Origin of the sequence: Pectobacterium peruviense (assembly GCF_003312355.2) — a bacterium.
GTDB lineage: Bacteria > Pseudomonadota > Gammaproteobacteria > Enterobacterales > Enterobacteriaceae > Pectobacterium > Pectobacterium peruviense.
Map to the genome: position 1 here is coordinate 3,068,419 of NZ_CP161826.1, position 14,480 is coordinate 3,082,898.

Consider the following 14,480-nt stretch of genomic DNA (forward strand, 5'->3'; position numbering starts at 1 on the left):
TGAGAGATTTCACTCCGCAGTAACCGGAGCATCCTACTCAGGGTCTCAACAGGTATTATCCTCAGTTCCCCGCGCCAGATCGTCGGTTTCTATCAGAGTTTCGGCGAAGTGCGCGCCATAGTCGGCCAGGACGGTGAGATCCGTAGCGACGTTGAAGGGAACGGACAATAGATCGGTTAAATCGCAGTCAGGGGTGAGGATTGTAGCCATAGGGCAACCTCCGATGAGTAATGTTTATTACCGCCAGCAGAAATGCCAATTTCAGGGATAGTGGGACCGGACGGAGTTGGCATTACCGGCCTCATCGACACCGGCACGTCTTACGACGCCCCCGCCTGGCTCGCACGACACAAAAAAGCGCTAACGCCTTGTGTCGTCGATGAAGTTAGTCAGGATGCCAATCCCGCCCCCTGATTTTGCAGGCGCGGGTAAGGAAACTGCGATTGATGATGAGCGGCAAGAAAATTACTGGAAAGTGGATCGCAGAAAAAAAATCGAACCATAGAGTATATAATTATTATGTCTGTTAAGCATTCTTAATAAACCCCTCTGCTTTCCTCTATTATTTTTCGAGACAATATTTAGTGATTTTTCTTCCATTGCAGGCAAAACTGAAATGCCGATCTTCTGGGTTCCTGAGTATCCACAACATAAAAATTTCGTGGGATTTTATTTTCCGAACTATCGCCAAAGACATTCAATCCATACAGAGTCACGTCGCTACCTATCATCTCATTAGACTCAGGAATAAATCGCGTCGGAATATGAAATACTTTTGCCATATAACCATCAGGAAGTAGGAGCCGTAGAGTCGTAAAATTATTATCCATCTCAACCTCCAGTAATCGCCCATGAATATCGATGCTAAAATGACGATCGCCAGGGCAGGGTTGTTGCATGAAATGACATAAATTTTTTGAGTAAACCGGGCACGAGCAACGGCCTGCACACTGAACACAATGCCCACTCGGCTGAGCTATATTAAGTGCAGAAAAAGAAGTATTACGCGGTAATATTTCATTAAATGAGACAAGAACACGATTGACGCATTCTTGCAGGCTATTATCCAATACACCGGTCCAGCTATCCCCCATTCCGGCTAGTTCCAGTTCAATATTGATATCAGGAGCCAGCTCTTTTACCATCATGCCATATGCCGCTATTTGTAACAGATATTCTTCTTTCGGCTGTTTTTTTTCGTCTCTCACTTCGCCGGTTTTAAAGTCAACAACCCGTATCTGCCCGGTTTCTTTTCGGTAAATAAGATCGGCACGTCCCAGCATATCGAAACAAATACTTTTCAGCAGTTTTTCCCGGCCTATCGGAATAATACTGTCCCGCATTTTTATCATATCTGGCAAATGTCCAACCCGTCCAGCAACCGGAGGAACAAGCGATTTGGCGTAACGAATGTATTTGATCAACGCCTGACGCGATACTAATCCTGCAATGCCATAGTGTTCCCAGACCCATAGCGCCAGTGTTCCTTGCTGAGTCTTTATCAAGGTCGCCACAACATCGTTTTCAAGCCTCTGGATGATTGATTCGGGATCATTCTCGCTCCTTTTTTGCAACGTGTTAGCCAGTCTGTGCACGGCACTCCCCAGAACAGCCTGAGGAGGCAAAGGCAAACACCGGAAAGAATGCTGCTCGCTTTCCAGCAAATACCTCATTGGGCAGGTAATAAATACGCCTAGCTTAGAGGGGAGCGCCGGTCGGGTACGCTCCAACGTCATTATATTCATTTTCCGCTCGAAGGAGGTGGTGTGCACAGTTTTGCCATCACGGTTCCCATACGGCGAGAAAGCTCAAAGGTGTTTGTAAATACGATATCTTCCTCAAGCGAGAGCACCTCAAGTTCAGGATTAGCTTTAAAAACCCCGTCATAACTCCAGAAAGGATGCAGTACTGCCGCCCAGCGTTGTGGGCTAATACCTATCAGTGGGATATTTCCCACGATTTTTACTTCACTCCCCTTAAATAAAGATGATGCCTCTTCGGCCAGTCGTTTGGCATTAACCGTCCAGTCAATGATGCCGGGGGATGAAAAATCTCCATGTAGTCCGGCATCATAGGTTTTATCCAAAAGTAGTTGAATGACATCAAGTCCCAGACGCCAGTCAAGCAAGCCATGATAAGCCTGATTACCGTACCGATGCAGGCAGTAGTAACATGCCTGAAAACATACGTCGCGATGTTGCGGTTCTAAAAACTCTTTTAGTGGATAGGATCCTTCGTCATTGATAATCTCATTCATCACTTCAAGAACAATCGGAGAACCAGAGCTCCCGATCTGCTGTAGTCGCTCGCATAATCCAGAACCATTAACCAGACGATCGGCCATTTGTAATATCGGTGCAGAAATACCGTTTTTTAAAATTTGTACGCGAGGCTCCAGAATTTCAATTTCTTCCGGATCAATATCAAGTAGCTCTTTTGAAGCATAGTTGACGATGATAAAAGAAGCAGATAGCGCGGCCGCCCGAAATGCAGGAGTCAGTGCGCCTTGCAAGTACTGTAACTGGAGGTCCGCCGGAGTATCAACCAACATCAACGCCAGTAAATCGGTTACTTTAGGTGCCGAGAGATAAAACGATTTTCGGCTTTCCTGCATAGGGGTGAAGCGGTTTTTAAGTGATAAATCAGCCTCAAGAAGGTTACTGTCTACCCATACGTGGTTTGCCCAAAGCGGCTGATATACTCCCGCCTTTCTGAATGGAACCCTTAGATTGCCTTGTATCGCGTTGAAACCACTCCATATTTTGTCCGCATAAACACCACGATTTAACCTGTTAAGGCAGGTTTGGGATTTTAGCTGGATGGCAACATTAGAATCAGGTACAGATACTGCATTCTCAATTGAGTAAGCTTCAGCAATAGATACTCTGCTGACCATCGTCAGGTTTTGGTCAAAGTCTTCTTTTGCAGATTTATCTTCCAAAGTGGTAATAAATCCGTGGGGTACGTAACACGAATATTGCTCAGCACCATCCATGACCCCACCACAGGCGCTGCATACAGCGGTCATCGAGCCCACCAGTACCCAGACTTTGCACACCGGGCAAACGGTCATCGTCCTGCACTCTCCCGGTTCGTCAGCTTCAGTGAAAAATTCGGCCGGATTTTTGTAGCTTTGCTTCAGCATTCCGGCATAGCCTGCAGTAAAGTAACGGCGCTTGTCCTGTACCAGATATTTTCCCGGTGCAAATTCCTGAATCGCAATATCCAGATCGCGATCCATGCTGGCAAACTGGATATCATGTTCGTCTGTACTCACCGGCCTTGTCAGCAGAAGTCGTGTTCGGGTTGGCATACCGTACATAGGGAGTTTTCCCTGTTCGGCCAACGCTTCGGCCAGTCCCTTTCCTGCCATAGCGTCGTCGTCCAGTACTGATTTTATATCTTGTATTAGACATTCCGGCGTCAGATACTGGATTATTGTACGGTAGAATATTTCATCCTGTTGCATGCAGGCTTGAGCAAACTCATCACGCGCGTTGATGGTTTCTTTCAGCGCGTTACGAATGCGCGGCAACCAGTTTGCCTGATGTTCTTTTAGCCAATGGACCTGAAAAAACTCTCCGTGATTGTCGGGTTTATGTCTGTCACCATCAACCGGCCACGGCTGACCCGAATCCACTACTTGCTCTCTGAGCCACTTAAAAGCGGACACCAGCCAGATTTTGCGCACTAAGCGCTGGCAGATCATTTCCAGTTTAGTAGTTAAGAAAGGTGGCGGAGGGAGATCCCCGGTGATCTTTTCCGGGTTACGGAAGTAAAATAAATCATGGCTCTTGCTGCGACATGCCGTTAATACAAATGCAAAAGCCTGCCCACGTCGTCCCGCTCGCCCTACGCGTTGCTGGTAATTAAAACGTTGCGGCGGCATGTTGGCCTGAAAAACTGCGCGTAGATCGCCAATATCAACCCCCACTTCCATCGTGGTGGTAACTGAGAGTACATCCACCTCTCTGGCGGCTCTGTCCAGCTCAGGATGAGGTTCGAAGTCCTCCAGCCCTTTTGGCAATATGTCGTCATCATCAGCAATCAGGATACTTTTAAAACGGCGTAATCTCGCTGCCGGATTCCCCGTCATTCCCGTGAGTTCTTCAGAACGCATTCTACTGATACGGGAAGCATACAATATACGTTTACCGAGATAGTTTTGGGTTTGTAATTCCCCCGCGTTACCAGAAGATGTTTCAGGCAGTGGCGCATAACAGCGGGTGCAAAGTTTTGCCCCCTTGTGCAAATGCACGCGGCCACAGTGACTACAGCGCCAGAAAAGAGCGGTAGCCTCTACTAAACGAAAGTGTACTTTTCCAATGTCGATAATGCCGCCCTGATGACCAGAGCGTTTGAGGTGCACCAGAAAGTCGCCAATCAGCGATAATGTCTTGACTCTGGAGTGGTTACAAAGCTCATCGCTAAAACGGCGTAACCGATTTTTAGGCTTCACATCGTCTGCAACATTCCAGCGCGTTTCTGTTGTTGTATACTGGGACGGTGTGACTCGATAGGCATCCGCCAATACGCGAAGCATAGCGTCATAGACAGCCAACTGTTCCCGCGTGCAGCTGTCAGCCAGAGGAAGGCAGGGATAACCCCATCCTGCTTCTTCCAGTGCAAAATAGGTTTTACTGAACACGCTTTCCCCGACCAGTTGTTTCAGGTCGCGGGAGATTTCCTTCCGGGCAACGTCCAGATTATCCTCATAGGAAGGATGTTTCTTCCAACACCATTTGGCCTGTTTGTTTTTTTCAAATAATTGCTGCCATGCAAAAGTGATAGTTTCTTCATCATGTTTTTGTTTTGAGGGGTCAGGAACAGGAGATATTCCTGTTCGATCGGTAGGATGAATACCCGCGTCAACTAACGTCGCCAACAGAGGATTAAGGCCGTTGCCTGCGATTGGTGCTTCAGGCTCCAGTATGCTGCTCAGCGATACGCTGTCTGCCTGTGGCAGTAGCAATAAGTCATTCAGCCGCTCTTTTTCGCCAAAAAGCTGCCCTAATTCTTTGTCTTCTTCCGCTGAGAGCCGCCCCTCTTTAATCTCTTTGCTAATTAGTTCTTTTCTTCGTTTATTAAGTTGTTCTAACTGTATAACCACTTCTTTATGGGAGCACTGACTCGCTGACAGTTCCTTAAGCGAGCGCACAACAATCTCACGGCGAACATCATCATGGTGACCTGACTCCAAATCGAGCGCCGCATTGGCAGCATCCTGCCGACTGTCAGAAAATGTGACCAGACGTTCCCGATCGCCGGAGCGCTGTAATTCTGCCATCAATGTACTGGCCAGGAGCTGCGTGGTTTTCGCAAAGCCGACACGAAAACCGCGAATAGGCGATAGTTTGCCTTTACCGTATTTATACGACGTACCACATGCTGGACACTGGAAAGGCAGCGCACTCCCCGGTGACTGACTGGACGACTGGCCTCTTTTCTTCGAGGTAAAATCACCCGATTGGACATAATAGAACCAACCTGCAATATGTGTTTGTCCAATCGGTCTTATAGGTGATAACGCATGTTGAATCGCCGCAGTAAACGGATCGTAACCGGCCTTAATCCACTTGCCAAAAGAGTCCTCATCGACTGGAGTTCCTTCTCCTCTGGGCCAGAATCGATCGACGGTCGGCATAAACAACGCATATTCTTCGGCGGAACGTCGTTCGACCATAACGGATTTAGCATGTTCAGGTAGTTGATCGATATCGGGATCGTTGGGTAAAAGCTCTATACGGCTATCCGTCGCCGAGAAAGCAGAGGGTTTGCCGCCAAAAAATAGTGTGGCGCAACACTCACAGTAGAGTAATTCTACGCGTCGTGATTTTTTGTTGTCATAGTGACGCTCGCCATAACGCAGGCCAGACTCAACCGTCAGATCGGCAAAAAAGTGCTGATCTCTTTCTTCTGTTGATGCGCTTGAGGGGGAAGGTAGCGGTGCTGCATATAATCCTTCCAGCGCCCGTAAAAACGCATGGGCGCGAAAACGTGGCAATGGAATATCGTCTGGAAAGGGATGTGAAAACCACTCAGGCCAGCTATCAGTAGCAGCACGTAACCATATTAATGCACGAATCCCCTCACGTCCTGCGGAATGGGAGGGGAATAAACGCTCTGCCAGAGCAGTTATTGATGTAGCACGCGGAGACTTTCCACCAGTATAGCAACCGTTTTCAAGCATACAGGCGGCCTGAACAACAACCCTTTGAGCCAGGTTTTCCATACACGGCTCGTCATGATAGCCCCCCATACTTCGGGCAACATTTGACCAGTGTTGCAAAGATGGCAGTGAGGATCCCTGTAGCTGTTTTACCGTATCGCAAAAATCGTTGAGATCGCCGTGAAAATGCAGCGTATTATCCTGTGTTGGAGCAACCATGGCGCCATTCACCACGCAATCGGCCCAGTCTTTGGCTGCTGCACCCACTGGCAGTCCTCGCTGACCGAACATCCCCCATAAATACTCAACGCTTTTCTTACCTTCTGGGCCATCAACGGGCAGTGAGGCACTGGATGCCAGAATACGCAGCTTATGTCGGTGCTGTTCCTGATCCAGTCCTAGACGGTTAATGAGATGCTTGAGCAAATAACTGACTTCGGTCCCTGCCGTACCGCGCTGAAGATGCAGTTCGTCAAGGACAAGATAAAAATAAGCGTCAGGATCGCGTTCAATCCATTCTCGGGTTTGGTCAAAAATCGGATCGTCAATCTCTCGTACCAGCATCGTAGAGAGCATGCTGGTGTTAGTAATCAGTATGTCCGGCGGTGATTTTTGCATTTCCCAACGGCTAAGCATCTCCCCACCTGATACGCCGGGGAAATTGAATTGCAGGTTATCGTCATGATCCCGGCTTCCCTGCCGCACAGCTTCCCGGTGCGTGTCTTCAGCGGATTGCAGATATTCGCGCAATTCAGTGATTTTACCAGCAACACGTTTTTTCTCTTTTTTCTCTTTTTCTTCGCTCCCCGGCCGGGGGTGGTTTAACCAGCCTGTGACTTTCGTTGCGCCAGTATAACGACCAAAAAAGATACGGTTACAGCCTAGGTGTAAATCCATCGCGTCATGTGCTTCGCGGGAATCAAGCGCCCGACGCATACGCACCAGTTGATCTTCAACCAGTGCGTTCATTGGGTACAAAATTAGCGCCCGCACGGCTTTTGGCCGTGCTGATGCTTCTGCCTCACGCATAAACGTAGGCTGAGTATTTACTTCACTATGCCACCACGGCTGCCAGCGTTTAAGCATGGGACTTTTCGGCCAGCCACTCGCTTCTTTCACAATTTGAGCCAGAACTGGCAGCAGAAAGGATTCCGTTTTACCTGACCCCGTTCCTGATGTGACGATGCCCGGCATTGCAGGCTGTACACCTCTTTTCAGCATATCTAGCTGGTGGGTATAGAGTTTAAAACGTCCTTTGGTGGAGTCGGCTTTATCACGAGGCAAAAGCCCTCCCAAACAAAGGTCGATAAATGCGACCCTTTGTTGCTCGGTAAATCCTGGCAGCCATTCCTCGCCTTCAGCCACATTATGTAAATCGCTGATGGTTAAACCATAATCCTGATATCTTGGCATTGGTTCCAGAAAAAGATCTGCACACAATGTGCCTTGCTGTTCCAGTAAGCTACGTCGGTATGCCTGAATATCGGGAGAACCTATACGAAAAGCAGTTTCAAGATAGGTGATGTAAAAATCCCTTATTGATTCAAATGATTCCAGTGGGTTATTCATAAAATGCCCTTGTTTATTTATAGCTGGAACAGATGATCAAGCACGGTTACAGATGTACCATGAGTGATTTCCTGAACATAAGGTATTAATGCAGGAGCCAATGGCTCAATTTCTGCGGTTATTTTTTCTGTGACACTGCGCCCAATAGTAAACGCCAGCATTGCCAGCGCCTGAGATTTTTCGTCGGAATAACCCAATGCGTTTAACACCGCCCTCATAGTTTGCTGCTGATTATCTTTAGGGTGGGCATCGGCGTATAACGAAGACCATAATTTGGAGGCCACGCACGCGGGCGCAATATCCGTAGAATATTCGGCTGGTGCGTATTCAGTCTGCTCAACCTGTGTACTGCTATATTCGGCCACAAATACAGGCAACTGATGGGCAACCGGCCCCTGTAGTGGGAACGTGCTTTTACCAACGGCAAATGTTAATACAAACAATACAGGGCAACTAAACGAAAGTTGCCGCAAGGTATGATTTTGATCCTTCCAGCATAGTCCCGCAGAATATCCACTGCTAAACAGGCATTCGTTAAGTTCGGGAAGTAATGTTTCCGGCGGCATCCGGTTAAACCCACGTAGTTTTACTATCGTCGTTAACCCGCTTGATTGTTGATGCGCCAAGAAGTCACCCAGCGTCATAGAGCTCGTGCTATTTGCACTCCTGATTAGCACAGGCGATTTCATTAAATCGCTGATACTAAATAGATCACCATGAATAGAAACCTCCCCCCATACGCTTCCCGACAGAATATTGGCTAAAGAAGCGACCGTTTTCTGGGCGTACTTTCCTGTTAGCCCGACAACGGGTACAACATTTGCGGCAGCAATCAAACTGAACAGCAGATTTTCGCTTAGCCCGGTAACCGCTGCCTGTTCTTCGATCGCGACCTGTAGCACTCTTTTGCTGGTTATTTCATTGACTTTCGGCGGAAGGAAAGACTGAGGTAACGGAACGATCGAGGCAGGTTCGGGGATTCGTCCTGATGGTATAACGGCTGTAGGTGTGGCCGAGCCAGCGATCATCGTTCGCAACAACGCCGTCTGTGCCAACGTTTCTATACCCGCCTGCGACGCTTGCTCAAAGGTTTGCCTGATTCGTGAATCCAGCTCAGCCTCCTGCTGGAGTAGCGCTTTTTTTATACGGTTTGTTTCGCTTTTTAGCGTTTTTTCCTGTCGGTTGATTTCTGCATCAAGCTGCGTCTTCTTATCCATCAGTGATGCAATTGTCTGTCTGAGTTGTTCCTGCTCACTTTCATATTGAGCAAGTATTACTTGCTTCTCTGCATAAATTTGCGTCTTTATCGTTGGCAACGTCAACAGTTGCTGAATGCTATCGTCCAGAAATTCTCTTGAAACCGCAACCTGCTCAAGTTGCGTCAACGCGCGTAAATATGCACTTCGATTATCTGACTCATATTCAGCCATAAAGTGAGCTAAACGTTGTAAGTGTGATTTGCTGAAAACAGGAAAATCTGTCGATGAATAGTCTAACTTTAACAGCCGTTTTATCCATGTACTGGCAGGCGCACAATCATATTTTTCGCTCAATCCGGGGAGTTGAGGCACTATAGTGATTGACTGAGAGCGCAGCTTCACACAGCTTAATTCCCGATAAGAATCCAAAGGTACGTCAAAATCATATTTTTTAGGATCAAGAATGTCTCCGGGTAATCTTAACGCCAGACCATCGGTCAAGAAGAAGATAGCAGGAGAGTTATCTTGCGGTTGGTAACAGGTTAATAGCCATTGACGAATCGCATCCGGTTCGCCAGAAACATAGGGGATTTTGACAACGGGGTATACGCGAGACTGGTAGTCAGTCAGTGCATACTGGGCCGTTTTATCGGATGGCTTGTGTCTGGCTTGCCATATGCCTAATTCCCCATGAACCATGTTCTTGGTGAAACGGTTTGAGTACCCTATAACTTCGCCACGTTCGGGATAGAGTATCTGGCTATAGGCATTTGAAAGATCCCGCAGTTCATTGTCAATAAACAGGCCAATAGGCAAAACAAAGAATTCGCCTGAGGGAAGCACTCTCATCACTTTGCCGATAAAGGACACTTCGTCGATATCGCCATTGATATCGTCTGGCGCAATAGACTCTGCCAATAATACTATTCCGTTGTCAGCCTCTTCCTGAGGGCGATCGACGCCAAACGTTGAAATGAGTCTACCTAATTTTTGCCCCAGAGGAAGTGGGTGATCGGATAACCTCGATGTCCACTCGCTGGCCGCTTCCACTTCTCCCTTTAACGTAGCAACAAGCCCAGCAACAAACGCCGGGATTACTCGATCGGAAGACGGTATGTCACATCCCTGACTGATTAATAGACACTGCTCGATATCTTCATCAGTCACATTAATAGTTGGCTGCTCTAACAAACTATCGTTGGATTCACTAGGGTTTTCATCAACGGGTAGCGCAATTTCTTCGCCGCGAAGAAATTGCGTTACGATGTCAGGGCAAGGCTGAGTGACGTAGAACCCTAAGATTGCGCGCCATAGCGGTTTTATATCTTTATCGTTATTTTCTGCGAGCTGAATCTCATGAATGATTTTTTGGGGATCACCTTGTTGTGGAAATTGCACGTGAGAGCGAAACCACATCAGTACAATGGAATGGGCCTTAGGTGGTAAAGTACTCAAAAATTGCAATGTCTTGTCCAAAGCTTTGGGCAAATTATCCGCTTTAGCGCCAGCCCCAATAAGCTTTTTCTGAGACTCTTTCAGACAGTTCATCAATTCAAAAGGCTCTGCACCAAAGCAATACATCTGGCTCAATCTTTCTTTAATGATATGTTGTTTTTTAGCCATCCTGAGTGAGCTCCTTAATGATTGATTTAAGAAATTAATTGATGCTGCTTATCCTGCGTAGTGCCAGAGCCCTTGCACGCCGAGTAACCGCTCGATTAACCGGGAGAACGGCATTATCATCACACTCAACGCCCCCCCACAATTCATCCCCTCTACCAGCAAATATTATCCTTCCGTCATCACTGACGGTACAACAACCACCGGCGAAGTGTAACCACCACTGCGTGACAGAAATAGGTAAAGTAATTAGCGTCTTAGACCAGAAGAGATCCCCATAGTGGCTTTGAGTGCCAAGTGTTTTTTCCATCCTAATGACGTGAGTCATTAACGCCCAGGCAAAGCTATCAGTTTGCCAGTACCCCGTATCCGCCCGAATAAAATAACGATTACGTTGTTTTTCCCTACAGCGCATTAACAGGTCGCTATTTGTTGGCTGGATTTCTTCTGACCATTGGTTGTTTTTTGTCTGCCAGAGCGCCACATAAATATCGGGTGGCAAAGTTGGAACTTGCTTTATTTGAGTCATGGGTAGCAGCACGCCACTCAATGGGCCAACAGAGAAATCGTCTCTGACAAGAAACTGCCAATCGAACCGTTCAAGCAGCTCTTTTACGCGATCAGTTCCTGACAAAATTAATTCAATACTGCCAAGTGCAAAATCATTATCCGCTGTTGACCAACGTTTTACCCGTTCACTCTCTTTCAACAAACCTTGCAGACGATGACGCTCGCTTTTCGTCAACATACCACCGACTCGGGCAGTGATTCCTCGTACCGTTTCACAAACAGACAATGTACGTTTTGACAGTGATACCACCGGATACGGCGCATGTCGTCTTTCTATTACGCAAAGCCAGCCTGAGGCAAAAAGCAACCGGCGCAACTGCCATGCAGGAATACCTGTCACCAGTGATACGGGCGTTATATGTTTATTGAGCTCATCAAAGGGTAGCGTGCTGCGTTTTTGAAAACGTAGTGCCAGTGCTTCAGCTAACCAGTCAAATGCGGCAGGAAGCATGTGCAAATCAACCTGTGTACACTCTACAGGCACACGTTCATCACATCGCCATAGCGACCATGATCCGTCTAGCGAGGTAGTTTTTTGCTTTTTCAGATACTCCATTGACTGAACATCGTTTAATGGCACTAATGTTCCTCGTTGACCATCAATAAGCCAGTCATGCTGTTCGGCAACTTTACGATACGGAGCATCAGGCGCATGATCGAGGACGTGAATGTCAAAAACCAGTGGTTCAACCTGTTCCTCAAGCGTTAACTGATAGCGACAAGACGCCTGTCCGGATAATGAGGTGAGTTTTTCGGGAGAAATAAATAGTCCTTCACCGTCTTGTGTTGACGTTAGTATGCCGCTGATCAGTTCTATATGATCGGAATCTCTGATTACGTATTCCCCGCCAATGGCACCCGCCATATGAATAATCGGCGTACTAGCTGGGTTAAGTAATATCGACTGCCCAAAACGGGCTGCACCTGTGATATAAGGTCGAGCAGGTATCCAACTCTGAACCATAAATCTACGAGCGGCACTAGGAAGTAATTTGGCAAGATCGGTTAATTCCTGCCTACTCATCGCATCAAAAACGATGACTTCCCAATCGTCAGAATCTGTATTTATTCCTAGCGTCTTAACATTCAGGCCAATATGCTTAAACATGGTGTGAATATGTTCAACATATTCACGACGGATGATCAGACAAACCAGACCATCGTCCAAATGATGACCATCGGAACTGATATACCCAGAATCGTCCCTGAAAAGTGGTAAACACCCAGCCTGTAACGCCATGCCAACCCGAGATCCAGTTAAACCTTTTTTTCTTTTTTGTAGAAATGAAAGTAAACTCGTTAATGTAGCATTAACGTTGGTCTGAGAATAAATGCAACTATAACTCTCCAATTTTTCAGGTAACGATTCAGTTTTATCGGTATCCAAAATCTGAGCACCAACATCATCCATTAACAGATAAATTTCTGGAAGTTGCGGATCGGTAGCGTCTAAGTGAATGCAGAAAAACCCATTCTCTCTGGCTTGTTGATTTTCTTCATGCCGCGTAATATCCCTCACTGCCCCCCAGAACGGGCTACTGTATGCCTGCTGCATGGCTGCGGTTGATAATAGCGTATAAAATTCATTGAATTCGCTGACAAATACTTCACTAAAACCATCAATTCTTTGGTGTATTACTTGATTAACAGATTCAAATGTTGAATAGCTGTCCAGATTATTACGAATCAGTATGGCTCGTAAACGAACTTCATCTCTATAACAAGGAAAAGAAAGCCTCTTAGAATACCCAATCAGTTTTTCACTTTGGGGATCGGGTAAAAATAACCGAGAACAACCCTGTTTACTCTGACTCCATTGTTCAACTCTTCGCCATAGACTAGGCAAATCTCTAAAAATAAATTTCTTATTTCTATTCAGCCCCAACAATACAGAAAATCTAACCCTAAAATCTCCTTCATCATGAGTTTCATTATCAGCACTGGCGGCAAGTAACGTTAAATATAGGATAGAAAAATGAGGTGGAATGCCTTTTATTTGAGTCAGACTATCAAGCGTTAAATCATCTCTGAGATAACGTTGTATTTTTCTTTCTTCCTTACCAAACGAATCTAGAAAGCTTTGCTTAGCTTCTTCTTTACTACGAGAACCAGCCAATTGCTCAAAAATTCTTCCAGTAGTATCGATTCGACTCAAAAATACACCCGCACGGGAAGGCTCAAAAAAAACGGCGTTAATCAGTGCTGCATTCCACTCATCTAAAGAAATAGGGAAAGACATGCTCATGATTTTTATTCGCCCTTCATCAAATTCATTTTCAACCCATCACCAGAAAATAGATGTTGAAAAAGGATTTCGGCCAGTAACGGAGGAACTGCATTGCCTATCTGAGTAAAGCGAGACTCAATATCACCAACAGGCTCAAAATCATGACGAAACGTCTGTATTCTGGCACATTCCCGCCATGACAAACGCCTAGCCTGTTCCAGCTTAGGCCGGGTTGAATCAATAGCAACATGTTCATATTCTTCAGAAAAATCCCAGCGCTGCTTCCAGCCATCCTCAAGATTTGACCATGTTAACTTCATCATTGGGCTTGCTGGATGCAACGTCACATGTCGCCAGTTCGCTACGACGGTATAAGCAGGGCTATCCCATTTGGCCTTACGATTTCTGGACATAAAGTACCATGAGAAATGCCCCTCAGGATCGTGAGGTCGTTCGTAAAACTCACCCTCTGGCCATAATGGCAAATCACGGATAACTTCACCATGGGAAACATAAGGTTTTAAGTGCGGATTCTTTAAGGTCGCTTTACCATGCGTTGCTGCCGGGAATTCAAAATATTGCCCCAGATCGTTTCTGACGCCAATAATAAATAGGCGCTTGCGTGACTGTGGAACACCGTAAGATTTTGCATTAACAAGATGGTGGCTAACTTGATATCCTGCGTCCCGATAGGCGTTAACTTGTTGTTCTAAAAAGCTACCTGCTCCCAACTGCTGTAATCCTGAAACGTTTTCAGCTACAAAATACTTAGGTCGAACGATATTCAATACCCGAAGAAATTGCTTATAAAGATTGGTCCGCGCATCGTCGCTGGGCTTTCTGTTACCAGCCATCGAAAATGACTGACACGGGTAGCCACCAACGACAACATCCACAGATGGAAAAGTTTGAATTTGAGAAATATCGCCATGCTTAACATCAGTATCAGGAAAATACTTCGCTAATGTTTTACAGGCGTTTTCAACGATATCGTTAGCAAAAACAATCGTTCCTCCGGCAGATTCAATACCAAAGTCCATCCCTCCACAGCCAGAAAACAGTGAAAGAACCCGGATTTCATCTCCTTCTCTTGCAAAAATACTGTTCATATCACCATACCGGATGT

7 protein-coding genes are annotated in these 14,480 nt (G+C 46.5%); 1 reads left to right on the top strand and 6 read right to left on the bottom strand.

Features of this window, described 5'->3' with window-relative positions; genetic code table 11:
• Window positions 1-45: 45 nt before the first annotated feature.
• A complete protein-coding gene (locus DUT67_RS13970; RefSeq protein WP_189339476.1) occupies window positions 46-210 on the bottom strand; it encodes a hypothetical protein in 165 nt (54 codons plus the stop codon).
• Window positions 211-270: 60 nt separating this feature from the next.
• Here DUT67_RS13970 and DUT67_RS13975 point away from each other — a divergent pair, with 60 nt between their 5' ends.
• Window positions 271-414: a hypothetical protein gene (locus DUT67_RS13975; RefSeq protein WP_223254573.1), complete on the top strand. Its 144-nt coding sequence runs from the start codon at window positions 271-273 to the stop codon at window positions 412-414.
• 167 nt (window positions 415-581) lie between these two features.
• Here the strand turns inward: DUT67_RS13975 and DUT67_RS13980 are convergent, their stop codons facing one another.
• From DUT67_RS13980 to DUT67_RS14000, 5 genes are read right to left on the bottom strand one after another with little or no spacing between them, the layout of a single operon-like run.
• Window positions 582-1,736, bottom strand: coding sequence for a PD-(D/E)XK nuclease family protein (locus DUT67_RS13980; RefSeq protein WP_189339468.1), 1,155 nt, complete (start codon window positions 1,734-1,736; stop codon window positions 582-584).
• Between the two features lie 5 nt (window positions 1,737-1,741).
• Entirely contained in the window at window positions 1,742-7,738 is a 5,997-nt protein-coding gene (locus DUT67_RS13985; RefSeq protein ID WP_113631746.1) for a DEAD/DEAH box helicase, read from the bottom strand.
• Between the two features lie 17 nt (window positions 7,739-7,755).
• Entirely contained in the window at window positions 7,756-10,560 is a 2,805-nt protein-coding gene (locus DUT67_RS13990) for a kinetochore protein (RefSeq protein WP_113631747.1), read from the bottom strand.
• Window positions 10,561-10,594: 34 nt separating this feature from the next.
• A complete protein-coding gene (locus tag DUT67_RS13995) occupies window positions 10,595-13,372 on the bottom strand; it encodes a hypothetical protein (RefSeq protein WP_113631748.1) in 2,778 nt (925 codons plus the stop codon).
• A gap of 5 nt (window positions 13,373-13,377) precedes the next feature.
• Complete coding sequence (locus DUT67_RS14000) at window positions 13,378-14,463, bottom strand: DNA cytosine methyltransferase (RefSeq protein ID WP_113631749.1); 1,086 nt, start codon at window positions 14,461-14,463, stop codon at window positions 13,378-13,380.
• Between the last annotated feature and the right edge of the window lie 17 nt (window positions 14,464-14,480).

Excerpts from the sequence above, each read along its gene's own strand:
- DUT67_RS13985 (WP_113631746.1), bottom strand. The coding sequence starts at position 7,738 with ATGAATAACCCACTGGAATCATTTGAATCAATAAGGGATTTTTACATC.
- DUT67_RS13970 (WP_189339476.1), bottom strand. The coding sequence starts at position 210 with ATGGCTACAATCCTCACCCCTGACTGCGATTTAACCGATCTATTGTCC.
- DUT67_RS13990 (WP_113631747.1), bottom strand. The coding sequence starts at position 10,560 with ATGGCTAAAAAACAACATATCATTAAAGAAAGATTGAGCCAGATGTAT.
- DUT67_RS14000 (WP_113631749.1), bottom strand. The coding sequence starts at position 14,463 with ATGAACAGTATTTTTGCAAGAGAAGGAGATGAAATCCGGGTTCTTTCA.
- DUT67_RS13995 (WP_113631748.1), bottom strand. The coding sequence starts at position 13,372 with ATGAGCATGTCTTTCCCTATTTCTTTAGATGAGTGGAATGCAGCACTG.
- DUT67_RS13980 (WP_189339468.1), bottom strand. The coding sequence starts at position 1,736 with ATGACGTTGGAGCGTACCCGACCGGCGCTCCCCTCTAAGCTAGGCGTA.